Below are 15333 nucleotides of genomic sequence, written 5' to 3'. Positions count from 1 at the left end.
AACGGCCGCGCGAGGCGGCCGTTCCAGGGCTCAAGCAAGCGCGCTTACTTCTTCAGCGAATCGCGAATCTCGCGCAGCAGCAGCACGTCTTCCGGCGTCGCGGCGGGCGCGGCATCGGCGGGCTTGCGCAGCTTGTTGTAGCCCTTGAGGACGATGAAGATCACGAAGGCGATCAGCACGAAATCGATCGCGGTCTGCAGGAACATGCCGTACTTGACCGCGACCTCGGCGGCCACTTCCTTGCCCGCCGCGTCGAGCTGCGAAGGCTTGAGCACGTACTTCCAGTCGCTGACGCTGACCCCGCCGGAAAAGTAGCCGATCACCGGCATGACGATGCCGTCGACCAGAGCGGTGACGATCTTGCCGAACGCGGCGCCGATCACGACACCGACGGCCAGATCGACCACGTTGCCGCGCGCAATGAACTCTTTGAACTCGCTGATCATGCCCATCGCATGCTCTCCCTGGTTGTCGACGACCGGTACGGACCGGGCCTTGGACGCGCTTGGCAGCGCGCCGGAGCCGGACTATACCGACGCCGAGGTGATGTGTCCGTGCAGTTCGGCCACGCCTTCGAGCACCGCGCGGTAGCGGTCGCCCGGCTGCAGCGGGCCCACGCCCGAAGGCGTGCCCATATAGACCAGATCGCCGGCGCGCAAGGCGTACAGACGCGAGAGTTCGTGCAGGATTTCCGGCACGTTCCAGACCAGGTCGTCGAGCGAGCCCTTCTGGCGAACCTCGCCGTTGACCTCCAGGCTCAGCGCGCGCGAACCCAATTCGCCGACCTCGGCGACCGGCACGATCGCGCTGATCGGCGCGGCGAAATCGAAGGACTTACCGGTATCCCAGGGCAGGCCCTTGGCCTTGGCCTGCGCCTGCAGGTCGCGGCGGGTCAGGTCCAGGCCGACCGCGTAGCCGTAGATCAGCGCGGAGGCGGCTTCGACCGGCAGCTCGCCGGCGGGCGCGTCGCGGCCGATGGCTACTACGAGTTCGACCTCATGGTGCAGGTCGGTCGTGCCCGGTGGGTAGGGGACCGCTTCGCCCAGCGCCAGCGCGTCGGCGGGCTTGAGGAAGAACACCGGCCGGCCGCGGTCGGCGTTGGAGGTCGGCAACGCCGCGCCCATTTCGCGCGCGTGTTCGGCGAAGTTGCGGCCGACGCAGTAGACGCGGCGGACGGGGAAGGTGGCTTCCGCGGCGAGATTTCGGCCGCGAACCGGAATGCGGGTGGCCTGCGCGGCCTCGATCACGTCGCCCATGCGTTCAGCGCGCCGAGGTCGAACGGTGTTCGATCGTCGACGGCTCGACGACGCGGAACTCGCCCTCGACCACTTCGGGCCGATGCTTGGCGCGCGCTGCGCGCGTCATCGGCTTGCCGCGGCGCTGCCACAGCTTGTACGCCAGGCCGACGACGATCATCGCCGCGCCGACGAACACGCTGAAGAACACCAGCAGCGCGAGCAGGCCCAGCCCGACCACGCCGAGCACGAAACGCAGGAGGCGGTGACGCGGCTTGCGCGGCTCGAAAGCGTTGCGCACGCGCGACTGGAATGCATTCCATTGCGAACGGTGATCGGTGAATCGAAAGGTCTGAGCAAACATTTCAGGTGTCGTGAGACAATGTGGCCTGAGCCGGACACATGAGTATCGTTCCAGGCATGGACGAGGGTGTGAGAACTTCGTTAAATCACCCGGGTGGCGGCGACGTGGCCGGTCAACCTTTGATCGAACTCAAAGGCTTGGTCGACGGCGCCTTCGCCGAGGTCGAAGCGACCATCGACGGCGACGCCGAGTCGCTGTTGCTTTACCGCGACGGCGACGCGGTACGCGCCTGGCTCAACATCTGCCCGCACGCCGGACGCCGATTAGATTGGGCCCCGGGCCAATTTCTCAAGAGCAAGGACGGGCTGCTGGTGTGTGCGGCGCACGGCGCCAGCTTCGAGCTGGTCGGCGGCGAATGCGTGGCCGGGCCGTGTCGCGGCGAAGCCTTGCGCGCGGTGCCGGTGAGCGTGCGCGACGGGTCGGTCTGGCTGGCCTGAGCGACACATGGGGGCGGCAAGTTCAACTCCGATTCGCACACAGTCGTTATTGAGATCGCCGTGGATGCGATGGCAAGGCGATACTGGCAGGAAGTTGCAGCGCTTCGGCGACGGCGCAGGAAAGACTCGGAAGCGAACGCGGAATGTTCGATTTCTTTCGTGTTCGTATCGGCAAGTCGGCAAGTCGTCGCCTTCCTCCCGTACTTCATCCAAGCGTCATGCCGCGTGCGGCTATCCGGCGAGGCACTGTGGCTTGACCATGGCAAAGTCGTACACAGTGGACCGATACACCGCGAAGCATTGCTGGGATTTGGCATGGCGCATCAAATCCCCGATGGTCCTCAGCACGCAGAACATGAAGTCTGCGCCCTCTCCTCCATCGAACCCGTCATCGCTTGTATTCAGCGTGAAAAACGCCGATTCGATTGATTTTCCCAGGTCCTCGGGGTGGGTGCCCAGGATTGGAGCTGCAAGGTCCGGGTTGGAAAGGCACCATTGCTGCAGTCGATCGATGGACGAGATCACTTCGTCGTAATGAGGGCTAAGCACGGTGAACGCGTCCGTCTCTTCCCATACCACTTCGCCGTTGTGTTCCGTGACTCTCTTGTGTTGATGGGTGCAAATCTCACCGGACAGGAATTGCAGGCCTTGTATGCCAGATATATGAAGCAGTTCCTTCAGCCGCAGATACAACCACTCGTTTCTCGTGGCGATGAGCAGCATTCTGTATGTGCCACTCGCGCCGTCCTTGATCTGTGGGGCGCGGGGAACCTTTTCCCCCGTCAAAAGTTCGCTGACTTCATCGCCCAGGCGATTGGTTATGAAAGCCTTGTGGAACACGTCGAGCGTGGAGTGAAAGGTATCCGACATTCTTGCGATCTCTTACCGGTTTCGGCGGGTTTTCAATCGCCCCTGTAGGAGCCGGCGCGAGCCGCGATCGCGGCATCGCACATACGACGTAACTGCGGTTTCGCGGTCGCGGCTTGCGCCGCTCCCACAGGGGCTGTTTTCGGGCTTCTGATGGATGCCTCGCCTTTGCTTCTTCTGCGAGTTCACTTTCCCCAGAACAGGATGTTGACCATCAACACCGTCACCACGGTGTAGATCAGCGACAACGGCCCGCCGATCTTCCACAGGTCCTTGCCGCTGTAACCGGCCGGGCCGGTGATCATCGAGATGACCGGGTTGGACGCGGTCATGAAATTGTTCGACGCCGACAGCGCCACGATCAGTGCGAACGCGGTCGGATTGCCGCCGGCCGCCAGCGCCAGGTTGACCGCGAGCGGCACCACCACGATGGTCGCGCCGACGTGGCTGATGACCAAGGAAAAGGCAGTCGTCAGAAGTCCGACGAATATTTCCAGCAACCACACCGGCGTCCCGCGTGGCAATCGCTCGATCGTATGCCCGGCGATCCACGCCGCAGCGCCGCTGGAATCCATCGCCCAGCCCAGCGGAATCAGGCAGGCCATCAGGAACACGGTTTTCCAGTTGATCGCCGAATAGGCTTCGTCGATGTTGATCACCCCGGCGATCAGCATGCCGGCCACGCCGGTCATCAGCGCGATCGACACCGGCAGGCGCGAAGACAGCGCCAGCAGCATCGCCACGGCGAAAATCGCCAGTGCGATCTTGAGCTTGTGCGGGCGTTGCTCGCCCTTGGGATAGTCGGTGACCACGACCAGGTCCTTGCTCGCCGCGGCGCTGGCCAGATCGGTCCAGATGCTGTGGAACACCAGCATGTCGCCGGCGCGCATCGGAACGCTGCGCACGTTCTCGCGCAGCACGCTCTTGTCGCGGTTGATCGCCAGCAGGCTCAGGCCGGATTGCTTGCGCAGGTGCAGGTCGCCGGCGGTCTTGCCGATGTAGCCGGAGGTCGCCGGCACCACCGCTTCGGAAATGCCGGCGCGGCTGGGATTGAACAGATCGGCGAAGTTGCGCAGCCGCGAGGACAGACGCAAGAAGTGGTTCTGGGCGAAATCGGCGACCTGCTGCTTGGGCCCCATCGCGCCGAGCACGCTGCCGACCCAGATGCGGGTGTCGGCCGGCGGCGCCAGGCGCGAATCGTTGTCGCTCTTGAGCGCCAACAGCAGCGGCGCGCCGCGCAGCGCTTCGGCCTCGCCCAGCGACATGCCGACCAGCGGGCTGTCGGCGGTCACGGTGAGTTCGTAAACGTCGCCGTCGATGCCGTAGGCCTTAGCGAAGTAACTCTGCGTGCGCGCCGGCGTGGCGCCTTTCTCGGTGTCGTCCTTGAGCAGCTTGTCGCCGAAAAAATGGAAGTAGGCCAGCGACGCGGCGAGCAAGGCCACGCCGATCGGCAGCGGCGCGAACATCTTCAACGGCTCGATGGTCGCCGCGCCCGAGGGCAGGTTGCTGTTGGCGTTGAGCAGCAAGTCGTTGAGCAGGATCAGCGGCGAGTTGCCGACCATGGTCAGCGCGCCGCCCATCACGATGGCCGCGGCGATCGGCAGCAGCAACCGCGGCAGCGACAAACCGGTGCGCGAGGACAGACGCGCGGCGACCGGCATGTACAGCGCCATCACCGAGGGGTTCTGCATGAACGAGGAATTGAGGCCCGCCACCGCGGTGGTCAGCAGCAGCAATCGCTGCTCGATGCCGTGCGCGCGCCGCAGCAACCAGCCGGCCAGGCGATTGAGCGCGCCGGTGCGGTCCAGGCCGGCGCCGAGGATCATGGTCGCGATGATGCTGATGACCGCGTTGCCGGAGAAGCCGTTGAACAATTCGTCCGGTTCGACCAGGCCCGACAAGCCCAGCAGCACCAGCACCACCAGGGCGACCACGTCGGCGCGGATGCGCTCGAACAGGAACATCGCCATCGTGAAGACCACCAGCCCGAGAACGAGCTTCATGTCGGTGGTGAGCGCGAGGGCGGTGTCCATCAGGGCCGGGATTGGGGATTGGGAATTGGGGATCGGGAACAGCGCGAGCGCGGTAAGGCATCACTACCGGATTCGGCGTCAGCAACGTGTCGCGGATGTCCGGTGGCTCGCATCCCTGATCCCGAATCCCTAATCCCGGTTCTTGTCGTACAGCAAATCCCAGACGCCGTGGCCGAGTTTCTGGCCGCGCGTCTCGAAATGCGTCTGCGGGCGCCAATCCGGACGCGGCACGCTGCCGCGCTTGCCCGCGCGGTTGACGATGCCCCCTGTTGCGTCCAGGACGTCCCACATCTGTTCGGCATAGTCCTGCCAATCGGTGGCCAAGTGCAACCGGCCATTTTCGGCGAGCTTGCGGACCAGCAGATCGGCGAACGCGGGCTGGACCAGCCGGCGCTTGTTATGGCGCTTCTTATGCCACGGATCGGGGAAGTAGATACGGACCTCGTCGAGCGAGCCGTCGGCGACTTCGTTGTTGAGCACCTCCACCGCGTCGTGGTGGTACAGGCGCACATGGTCGCTGCCGTCTTCGGCCAAGGCGTTCAGCAGCCGGCCCACGCCGGGCGCGTGCACTTCGATGCCGATCAGGTCGCGGTCTTTGTCGTTCTGGGCGGCGAAACGCAAGGCCTCGCCGTTGCCGAAACCGATTTCAAGCACGCGTTTGGCGCTGCGTCCGAAGACCGCGTCGTAGTCGCGCGGCGAGCCTTGATAGTCGATACCGAAGCGCGGCCACAGCTCGTCGAAGGCGCGCTGCTGGGCCGGGGTGAAGCGGCCCTGGCGCAGCACGAAGCTGCGCACTTGCCGACGGCCTTCTTCGACCGTGAACGGTTTGGGCGGGGCCTTGTGGCCGTCGCTGGAGAACGGATCGGTCATTTCAGCCGATCAATCCGTCCACGGGCGAAGACGCACTGGCGTAGCGCTTGCGCGGAATCCGCCCGGCCTTGAACGCGGCGCGGCCGGCTTCGATCGCCAGCTTCATCGCGTGCGCCATCAGGATCGGATCGCGCGCGCCGGCGATGGCGGTGTTCATCAGCACGCCGTCGCAGCCCAGTTCCATGGCGATGGCGGCGTCGGAAGCGGTGCCCACGCCGGCGTCGACCAGGATCGGCACCTTGGCGTTTTCGATGATTTCCAGCAGGTTGTACTTGTTCTGCACGCCCAGGCCCGAGCCGATCGGCGCGGCCAGCGGCATCACCGCCACGCAGCCGATTTCCTCCAGGCGCTTGGCCAGGATCGGGTCGTCGGAGGTGTAGACCATCACGTCGAAGCCGTCCTTGACCAGGATTTCGGCCGCGGCCAGGGTCTGGACCACGTCGGGGAACAGAGTGCGCTGGTCGCCGAGCACCTCCAGCTTGACCAGCTTGTGGCCGTCGAGCAGCTCGCGCGCCAGCCGGCAGGTGCGCACCGCATCGTCGGCGGTGTAGCAGCCGGCGGTGTTGGGCAGCAGGGTGTAGCGGTCCGGCGGCAGCACGTCGAGCAGGTTCGGCTCGCCCGGGTTTTGCCCGCCCGCGTTTGTGAAGAGCGGGGTGCGGCGGATCGCGACGGTGACGATTTGCGCCCCCGCGGCCTCGGTGGCGCGGCGGGTTTCGTCCAGGTCCTTGAACTTGCCGGTGCCGGTCAACAGGCGGGAACGATAGGTCTTGCCGGCGATGACCAGCGGGTCGGAGAGGGCGGTATCAGTCATCGCGCAATTATGGACGATGGGGCCGACGCGTGGGGCGGCGCGGGTGTTCGGCTTCATGCCGGGGCTGGCGTTTCGTGCTCTGACGCCGCAGGCCCTCTGTAGGAGCGGCGCGAGCCGCGACAGCCCGAAGCGGTGTGCGTGAGCGTAGTGGCCAGCGGTGGGTGGCCATTGGGCCGATGCCGGGAACCGGCTCGGGTGTACGGGTTTCTGAGCGGGCGCTTGCGTACCTCGCTCCGGGCCTTCGCGGCTCGCGCCGCTCCCACAGGGGCTTGGCGGGCGATTTGTGGTCGGTTGTCACGAATCTTTAAGCGATAACGTTCAGCATTCGTTGCGGCTGCCGGGCGCCATGCACGGCTTCGGACGGAACCGACGGCAGCGATCCCTTCCTTCCGAACGACACCGCCATGACCCTTTGTTCCCGCCAGCTCAGCCGGGCGATCCGTATCGCCCTGGCCGCCAGCCTGCTCGCCGCCGCCCAGGCCCACGCCCAGGACGCCACGCCCGCCGCCGCCCAGACCGGCGAAGCCGCCGCCGCGAAAGCCACCAACCTGGATACCGTGATCGTCACCGGCCGCTCCGGCACCCGCCAGCGCAGCAAGGCCGAGACCAGCTACTCGATCACCGCCATCGACGAAGACCGGCTGCGCATGCAGGCGCCGACCTCGGTCACCGAGGCGATGAAGTCGGTGCCGGGTTTCTGGGTCGAGGCCACCGGCGGCGAAGCCAGCGGCAACATCCGCGCGCGCGGCATTCCGGTCGACGGGTTCGGTTCGGTGACCCTGCTCGAAGACGGCATCCCGGTGCAGCACGATCCGGCCCTGGGCTTCCTCAACGGCGACCAGGCCTTCCGCCTGGACGAAACCATCGAACGCATCGAAGTGGTGCGCGGCGGCCCGTCGTCGGTGTTCTATTCCAACGCGCCGGCCGGCGCGATCAACTTCATCCCGCGCGTGGTCGGCGACAGCGCCGAGGGCGTGATCAAGTACACCGCCGGCGATTACGGCCTGAACCGTTACGACTTCTTCTTCGGCACCCCGATCGGCGCCGGTTGGAAGCTCGGCCTGGGCGGCTTCTACCGCTTCGACGACGGCATCCGCGATCCCGGTTTTCAGGCCAACGACGGCGGCCAGTATCGGATCAATCTGAGCAAGGCCTTCGAACGCGGCAATTTCTCCTTCGACTTCAAGCACCTCGACGACAACGTCGCGTTGTACCTGGGCATCCCGATGCGCAGCTACCCCGACGGCGAGATCCGCGGCGTGCCCGGCTTCGACGATAATTACGGCACCCTGGCCGGCCCGGAAACGCGTTACTCGCGGATGCGCATGGGCGACGGCAGCTACTACGACTTCGACAACGCGCGCGGCACCGAGGTCAAGCGCAACCAGTACACGGCCAAGTTCGATTACGACCTGGGCGCCGGCTTCAAGCTGGCCCAATCGCTGCGCTACGACCGTACCGAAACCCAGCGCAACGGCATGTTCCCGCTGGTGTTGCAAAGCGCGAACAAGTTCCTGGCCTCGGCCGACGTGCAGAAATTGCTCGCCGCCGTTCCCGGCGCGACCCGCGCGCAGCTGCAGTACGTCAATTCGCCGGGGCAGGTATTCGACAACGCCAATCAGAACGGCAACGGCCTGATGACGGTCGGCGGTCTGCGCGGCGTGACCATGCCGGTCGATGAACTCATCAGCGACACCCGGCTGATGCGGCGTTTCGATTTCGGCGGGCAAAGCCACGACGTCACCCTGGGCTATTACTACGCGCGCTTCGATCAGGACTTCGATCGTTACTCGTCCAATGTATTGCTGGACGTTCGCGACAACGCGCGGTTGCTGGACTTGGTTGCGGTCAATGCCGCTGGACTCCCATTGGCGACGCTGACGGACAATGGCGTCTATCGTTTTGGCTACGAGTGGGAAAACGCCAGCGGCCGTTCCACCACCCAGGCCGTGTATCTGTCGGACGAATGGCAGGTCAACGAGCGCTTGCGCATCGACGCTGGCGTGCGCTGGGAGAAGGTCAACGCCAAGGGCTGGACCGAGATCCGCAAGCAGGTGAATCTGGGCGGCAATCCGGCCAATTCCCAGATCCTGACCGGCTCGGGCCGGTTCGTCAGCTACGACCGCGATTACGACAAGCTCGGCTGGACCGTCGGCGCCAACTGGCAATTCGACAAACACTCGGGACTGTTCGCGCGCTGGACTCCGACGTTCCGACTGCCGAACCTGTCGAGCTTCATCACTCGTTATTCCAACTGCACCCAGGCCGTGGCCCAGGACTGCGTGAGCAAGGATACCGCCGCGCAACCGGTGATCCAGACCATGCAGCTCGGCGAGGTGGGTTACAAGTTCAGCAACGAAACCTTCGATGTGTTCGCGACCGTGTTCTACACCAAGTACGAAAATGTCGGCTTCAGCAATGCGGTGTTCAACCTCAACGGCAACACCTCGACCGTGCAGCAAGGTTACGCCGACACCAAGACCACCGGCCTGGAACTGGAGGCCTCGTGGTTCCCGGTGCGCTGGTTCGACGTGCAGCTGACCGCGACGGTGCAGGACCCGCAATACAAGGGGTTGCGCTACCTCGAGAACGTCAACGGGGCGCCGGTGTTGCGCGATTTCGTCGGCAATCAGCTGATCCGGGTGCCCAAGAACAGCTTCCGCATCGTGCCGGGGCTGAATCTGCTCGACGACCGTCTGCGTCTGCAACTGGCCTACGAGTACCAGGGCGAACGTTTCGTCGACACCGCCAATTCGGTGCGGCTGCCGTCCTACGACGTACTCAATGCCAGCGCGCGCTACGAGTTCACCCCGGGCCTGAGCCTGTTCCTGTATGCCGACAACCTGACCAACTCGCGCGGCCTGACCGAAGGCAATCCGCGCGCCGGCGAGTTGCAGAATGCCGATGCGGGCAACAACACCTTCATCGCCCGTCCGTTGCTGGGCCGGGCGTTCCGCGCCGCGCTGATGTATCGGTTCTGAGCGTATCGTGGTGGATTCGACGCGGAGCAGGGCGATGACTATGCGCAATGTGTGGTGGGTGCTGGGATTGTTGTCGGCGGCCTTCGCCGGTGCGGCGGGCGCGCACGACGCGCCCGCGCCGCCGCGGCCGGCCGACAGCGCATGCAAGCTCGACGACGCCGCCGCGGCGCAGGCTGGACCGGACTGCGCCGCGGCCTGGATCGATCGCAACCTGCACCTCAACGATGTGCAGGCCATCGGTACCCACAACAGCTACAAACTGGCGATTCCGGCCGAGGAACTGGCCGCGCACCGCGCCCGCGACCCGGCCGGCGCGGATTCGCTCGACTACGCGCACGAGCCTTTGCAGCAGCAACTGGAGTTCGGCGCGCGGGTGCTGGAACTGGACGTGTACTACGACCCCAAGGGCGGTCGTTATGCGCATCCGCCGGGCGCCTTGCGCCAGGGCTATGGCGATGCGGGCCCGTGGTCACCGGCGATCGCCGCGCAGATGGCGCAGCCGGGATTCAAGGTCATGCACTTGGCCGATATCGATTTCCGCAGCCAGTGCATGGTCTTCGTGCAATGCCTGCGGCAGATCCGCGGCTGGTCGCGGAATCATCGCGAGCACGCGCCGATTCTGATCCTGATCAATGCCAAGGATGGCCCGGGCGGCCCCGGCGCGACCGCGCCGTTGGCGTTCGATGCGGCGGCCTTCGACGCGCTCGACGCCGAAGTGCGCTCGGTGTTCGGCGACGAGGAATTGATCACGCCCGATCGCGTGCGCGGCGGCGCCAAGACCTTGCGCGATGCGGTGCTGGCCGGCGGTTGGCCCAGCATCGGTCAGTCTCGCGGCAAGCTGCTGTTCGCCCTGGACGAAGACCCGCGCAAAGTCGCGTTGTACCGCGGCAAGCGGAAGTCGCTGGAAGGCCGGGCGATGTTCGTCAACGGCGATGAGAACGCGCCGGATGCGGCGTATCTGACGCTCAACGACCCGCTCGCGCAGGATGAACGCATCGCCCGCGCGGTCGCGGCCGGGCTGCTGGTGCGCACCCGCGCCGATGCCGACACCGTCGAAGCCCGGCACAACGACTCGCGCAGGCGCGAAGCGGCCTTCGCCAGCGGCGCTCAGTACATCTCCACCGATTACCTCAAGCCCGACCTGCGCCTGAGCCGCTATCGGGTGACGTTTCCGCGCAGCGAAGTGGTGCGCTGCAACCCGTTGCGCGCGCCGGAGCGGTGCGATCAGCGGGCTGTTGAGGCGCCGGAGAAACACGATTGAGCGGCTCGAATCCAGGATTCGCTGAGGTAATTTCATGACGTCCGATGATTCTCTTTTTGCTCGTCATTCCCGCGAAGGCGGGAATCCGGCGACTTCATGTGTTTTCGCACGAAAGGCGCTGGATGCTCGGCTACCGCCGATTAAAGGCAGAGCCCGCCTTCGCGGGGATGACGAGCAAAAGCGGACACGTCCTGCGCATGGAGTAACCTCATCCAGCAGCTCGCGCTTGCGCAGATGGATATGGCCCCTGATCCTGCTGGTCATCCCCTTGGCCGCGTCCGCCCAATCCACGCCCGTCACGGCCAGCGCCCGAGCGCCCATCGCCACCGCGGCGCCCTCCACCGACCCAGCCGACATCGTCCTGCAAGGCCGCATCACCGGCCGCGATAACCGCAGCTATCGCGAACTTCCGTTCCAAGTCCCCGCCGGTACGGCGCGCATCACCGTCGAGTTCGATTACGACCGCGCCGACAAAACCACCATCGACCTGGGCCTGATCGGTCCGGGCGATTTCCTCGCGCCCGACGGCTTCCGCGGTTGGAGCGGCGGCAACAAGCGCGTATTCACCGTCAGCGCGAACGACGCCACCGCGTCGTACTTACCCGGCGCGTTGCCGGCGGGCGAATGGAAATTGCTGTTGGGCATCCCCAACATCCGCGCCGACAGCAGCGCGGCTTACACCGCGCGCATTCGCCTCGGTCGAAACGATGCGCCCGATGCGATTCCCGAGGCGCTAGCCGGCAAACCGCTGCGCGCGCAAGCGGGCTGGTATCGCGGCGACCTGCATATGCACAGCGGCCACAGCGACGGCAGTTGCGCCACCCAGTCGGGCGCGAAAGCGCCGTGTCCGTTGTTTCTGACCGCGCAAGCGGCCAGCCGGCAAGGGCTGGATTTCATCGCGGTGACCGAGCACAACACCGTCTCGCATCTGCCCGAACTGCGCGCGCTGCAACCGCATTTCGATCGCTTGTTGTTGATGCCGGGAATCGAGATCACCACCTTCCAAGGCCACGCCAACGTGTTCGGAACCTATGCGCCGGTGGATTTCCGCGTCGGCAGCGCCGCCGTGCCGGACTGGAATGCGGTGCTGCGCGCGATTCAGGCGCGCGGCACTCCGGCCGGTGGTCCGTTGGTGTCGATCAATCACCCGATCCGCCCGTCCGATGAGCGCTGCATGGGCTGCGGTTGGACGCCGAGTCCGGCCGCGGATCTGTCGCGGGTGCAGATGGTCGAAGTCGTCAACGGCGGCGACGCCGACACGCCCGGCTCGGGTATCGCGTTCTGGCAGCGTGAACTCAACGCCGGACATCGCCTGACCGGCGTCGGCGGCAGCGACAATCACGATGCGCCGACCCAGGCCGAAGAGCCGTTCGGCGCCAGCCGCATCGGCCGGCCGACCACGGCCGTGCACGCGCGCGAACTGTCGATGCCCGCCATCCTGGACGGATTGCGCGCGGGCAATGTGTTCGTCGATGTGCGCGGTTCGAAGGATCGCGCTTTGGAGCTGTGGGCCCGTTACGGGGGTCGCGAGGTCGCGATGGGCGGCGAACTCGAAGTGCGGGCCGGCGCGGACGTGGAGGTGTCGGCCAAGGTCGGGAACGTCGCGGGCGGACGCATCGAGGTCGTCGTCGACGGTTTGCCGGTCGCGTTGATCGCGCAGCCGGCGGTCGCGAGCGCCCAGCAGCGTTTCGACTTCCGCTGGCGCAGCGACGGCGCGCGCCATTGGCTGCGCGTGGACGTGCGTGACGCGCAAGGACGTCTGGCGCTGGTCGGCAACCCGATCTACTTCAACCCGCGTTGAGGCGGCGAGGTCTTTTGTGGCAGGGGCTTCAGCCCCGACGTTTTTCGTTATGCCGCAGCGAACCGGCCGGAAGGCGTCGGGGCTGAAGCTTCCTCCCACAAGAGACCTCGGACCTCGCGCAGCGCGACGCGCAGCGGGTTCTTGCTCCGACCGGCCGAGCGATACTGCGAAAGGCGCTTCAGCCGCCGCCCAGCGCGTGCACGATCTCGACCTTGTCGCCTTCGTTCAACGCGGTATCGGCGTGTCGGCCGCGCGGCACGATCTCGCCGTTGATCTCCACCGCGACCCGGCGTTCGCCCAGGCCTTCGGCATCCAGCAGCTCGATCAGATTGGTGGGCGCCGCGAGTGCGCGCGGTTCGCCGTTGAGCAGAATATTCATGCCGCCATTGTCGCCGCTGCGATGTCGCGCGGCCAGTCGCTGCGCGATGTGGGGCGGGCTGCGCGGATATGGCCTATCGCGGCGACGATTCTGCGCCGCCTGCGCGCGGACGGCGGCAAACGCGATGTCGACACCTCAGGATCGCGTCACCTCCCGACCGGCCATCACGCCGCCGCGCCCGCGTCGCCTCCCGCGACCTGTGACGTCTGGCCCCGGCGCCGCGGCCCCATGGCGGCGATAATCGCGCGGTCGCGGGCCGCCGCGGCCGCTCGGCGGCCACCCGCGTTTGCCGCGCTGCGCCTTGCTTGCTTGCCGGGCGCGTGTTTCGATTCGGCCATCCGCCGGCGTATGTCGTCGGACGGCATTCTTCAATCGGCGCTCGAAGTCCCGCCCAGCGGGCCTTGCGGCCGCCGCCACCGTTACTTCAAAGCAGGGAAGTTCATGATGAAACCCGTTCGTACCGTGCTAGCCGCCGCCCTGGCGCTGGCCGCCGCCCCGGCCTTCGCCGGCGACACCTATTCGCAGACCGTCTTCATCGGCGACAGCCTCACCGACTCGGGTCACTTCCGTCCGGCGCTGGTCCAGGCGGTCGGCCCGAGCGGCGCGCTGATCGGCCGCTTCACCACCAACCCGGGCCTGGTCTGGTCGGAATGGGTGGCCGAGTACTACGGCACCAACGCCACCAGCGCCAACCAGGGCGGCACCAACTACGCCGTCGGCGGTGCGCGCACCGGCACCAACACCAGCGGCGCGCTGGGCGCGATTCCCTCGCTGGCCACGCAGACCACCAGTTATCTCGCCGCCAACGGCGGCCGCGCCGATCCCAATGCGCTGTACACCGTATGGGGCGGCGCCAACGATCTGTTCGCGGTCGCTGCCGGCGCTCCGGCGCAGGCCACCATCGGCAGCGCGGTGACTGCGCAGATCGGCGTCGTCGGCGCGCTGCGCAACGCCGGCGCCGAGTACATCCTGGTGCCGACCGTTCCCGATCTGGGCGTGACCCCGCAGTTCCGCGCCGGCGGCGCGGCTCAGCAGGCGGCGGGCACCCAATTGGCCACCACCTACAACAACGCCTTGTACGGCGGCCTGGCCTCGGCCGGTTTGCGGGTGATTCCGTTGGACACCTTCAACCTGCTGCGCGAAATCACCGCCAACCCGGCGCCGTACGGCATCAGCAACGTCACCGGCACCGCCTGCAATCCGCAGATCACCGCCTCGTCGGTGACCTGCAGCCCGACCAACACGATACCGGGCGCTGCAGACAGCTACGCCTTCGCCGATGGCGTGCATCCGTCGAGCCGCTCGCATCGCATCCTGGCCGACTATGCGTTGTCGGTGCTGGAAGCGCCGCGCCTGATCGCGGTACTACCGAATTCGGCATCGATGACCGGCCGCGCCCGCGCCGACCAGGTCGCCGCTCACGTCGGCGACCGTCCGGACGGCGAAGGCATGCGCTGGTGGGGCAGCGTGCGCGGTGACTTCCAGCGCTACGGCCACGGTGATCTGTACGACGGCGCCGGTCCGGCGCTGACCGGCGGCGTCGACTGGACCCGCGGCAAGCTGGTGTTCGGCGCGTTCCTGGGCTACGGCCAGCAGAAGCAGGACTTCGGCCTGCGCAACGGCGAGTTCGAGCAGAAGGACGCCAGCATCGGCGGGTTCATCGGCTGGTACGGCGAGCGCGCCTGGGTCAACGGCCAGCTGAGCTACACCAAGCTGGACTTCGATATCGACCGCAAGGCCAATCTGGGCCCGGCGACCCGCGTGCACAGCGGATCGGCCGACGGCAAGAACGTCACCGCCGCGATCAACGGCGGTTGGGAGTTCGGCGAAGCCTTGCGCCACGGCCCGGTGATCGGCGTGTTGGCCCAGCGCATCGACGTGGACGGCTTCGCCGAAAGCGATGCGAACCTGGCGACCTCGCTGGCCTATCCGGACCAAAGCTTCGATTCGCTGATCGGCAGCGTGGGCTGGCAGGTCAACTACACCCACAGCGAGAGCTTCCGTCCGTACGCGCGCTTGACCGTCGACCGCGAGTTCGAGGACGCGCCGAAGAGCGCCTACGCGCGTCTGCAGACCGTGCCGGGCCTGGGCTACTACGCGGTCAAAGGCCGCGAGTTCGACCAGAACTACGGCACTGCGCTGCTCGGCGTGCGCACCAAGCTGTTCGGCCTGGACGCCAACATGGGCGCCAGCGTCACCGTCGGCCAGGGCTCGGGCAACAACACCACGGTGTTCGCGCAGATCGGCAGCGGTTTCTGAGCCGTCGCGGCCGCCGCGTTCGCGCTGTGGCCGCT

13 protein-coding genes are annotated in these 15333 nt (G+C 66.4%); 5 read left to right on the top strand and 8 right to left on the bottom strand.

The window, feature by feature from the left end; all coding sequences use genetic code 11:
- Positions 1-44: 44 nt before the first annotated feature.
- From mscL to ACTOWJ_RS19190, 3 genes are all read right to left on the bottom strand, one after another.
- Complete coding sequence (gene mscL, locus ACTOWJ_RS19200; RefSeq protein ID WP_441336226.1) at positions 45-452, bottom strand: large-conductance mechanosensitive channel protein MscL; 408 nt, start codon at positions 450-452, stop codon at positions 45-47.
- Between the two features lie 75 nt (positions 453-527).
- On the bottom strand, positions 528-1256 hold the full coding sequence (locus ACTOWJ_RS19195) for a fumarylacetoacetate hydrolase family protein (protein WP_441336225.1): 729 nt from the start codon (positions 1254-1256) through the stop codon (positions 528-530).
- 4 nt (positions 1257-1260) lie between these two features.
- A complete protein-coding gene (locus ACTOWJ_RS19190) occupies positions 1261-1599 on the bottom strand; it encodes a hypothetical protein (protein WP_441336224.1) in 339 nt (112 codons plus the stop codon).
- 38 nt (positions 1600-1637) lie between these two features.
- On the opposite strand from ACTOWJ_RS19190, the gene ACTOWJ_RS19185 reads away from it, so the two are divergent.
- The gene (locus ACTOWJ_RS19185) at positions 1638-2036 is read left to right on the top strand and encodes a Rieske (2Fe-2S) protein (RefSeq protein WP_441336223.1); all 399 of its coding nucleotides are present in this window, start codon (positions 1638-1640) and stop codon (positions 2034-2036) included.
- A 231-nt stretch (positions 2037-2267) separates the two neighbouring features.
- On the opposite strand, the gene ACTOWJ_RS19180 is transcribed toward ACTOWJ_RS19185, so the two are convergent.
- The 4 genes from ACTOWJ_RS19180 to ACTOWJ_RS19165 all read right to left on the bottom strand — a co-directional run bounded on the left by ACTOWJ_RS19180 (position 2268) and on the right by ACTOWJ_RS19165 (position 6617).
- On the bottom strand, positions 2268-2906 hold the full coding sequence (locus ACTOWJ_RS19180) for a hypothetical protein (protein ID WP_441336222.1): 639 nt from the start codon (positions 2904-2906) through the stop codon (positions 2268-2270).
- 182 nt (positions 2907-3088) lie between these two features.
- Positions 3089-4936: an SLC13 family permease gene (locus ACTOWJ_RS19175; protein WP_441336221.1), complete on the bottom strand. Its 1848-nt coding sequence runs from the start codon at positions 4934-4936 to the stop codon at positions 3089-3091.
- A gap of 129 nt (positions 4937-5065) precedes the next feature.
- A complete protein-coding gene (gene trmB, locus ACTOWJ_RS19170) occupies positions 5066-5806 on the bottom strand; it encodes a tRNA (guanosine(46)-N7)-methyltransferase TrmB (protein WP_441336220.1) in 741 nt (246 codons plus the stop codon).
- 1 nt (position 5807) lies between these two features.
- Entirely contained in the window at positions 5808-6617 is an 810-nt protein-coding gene (locus tag ACTOWJ_RS19165) for a thiazole synthase (protein ID WP_441336219.1), read from the bottom strand.
- Positions 6618-7021: 404 nt separating this feature from the next.
- Between ACTOWJ_RS19165 and ACTOWJ_RS19160 the strand changes: the two genes are divergently transcribed.
- The 3 genes from ACTOWJ_RS19160 (at position 7022) to ACTOWJ_RS19150 (ending at position 12660) form a co-directional block, all read left to right on the top strand.
- Positions 7022-9598, top strand: a complete 2577-nt coding sequence (locus ACTOWJ_RS19160) for a TonB-dependent receptor (protein WP_441336218.1) — start codon at positions 7022-7024, stop codon at positions 9596-9598.
- 34 nt (positions 9599-9632) lie between these two features.
- The gene (locus ACTOWJ_RS19155; RefSeq protein ID WP_441336217.1) at positions 9633-10859 is read left to right on the top strand and encodes a phosphatidylinositol-specific phospholipase C1-like protein; all 1227 of its coding nucleotides are present in this window, start codon (positions 9633-9635) and stop codon (positions 10857-10859) included.
- 226 nt (positions 10860-11085) lie between these two features.
- Positions 11086-12660 (top strand): CehA/McbA family metallohydrolase, encoded by a 1575-nt coding sequence (locus ACTOWJ_RS19150; protein ID WP_441336216.1) that lies wholly within the window; start codon positions 11086-11088, stop codon positions 12658-12660.
- 178 nt (positions 12661-12838) lie between these two features.
- Here the strand turns inward: ACTOWJ_RS19150 and thiS are convergent, their stop codons facing one another.
- Complete coding sequence (thiS, locus tag ACTOWJ_RS19145) at positions 12839-13039, bottom strand: sulfur carrier protein ThiS (protein ID WP_441336215.1); 201 nt, start codon at positions 13037-13039, stop codon at positions 12839-12841.
- 444 nt (positions 13040-13483) lie between these two features.
- On the opposite strand from thiS, the gene ACTOWJ_RS19140 reads away from it, so the two are divergent.
- On the top strand, positions 13484-15298 hold the full coding sequence (locus ACTOWJ_RS19140) for an autotransporter outer membrane beta-barrel domain-containing protein (protein WP_441336214.1): 1815 nt from the start codon (positions 13484-13486) through the stop codon (positions 15296-15298).
- Positions 15299-15333: the final 35 nt, after the last annotated feature.

Source organism: Lysobacter sp. CA199, from assembly GCF_052078715.1.
Taxonomy (GTDB): Bacteria; Pseudomonadota; Gammaproteobacteria; order Xanthomonadales; family Xanthomonadaceae; genus Lysobacter.
Note: the sequence above shows the minus strand (reverse complement) of the source record. Positions and strands in the feature narration are given on the sequence as shown.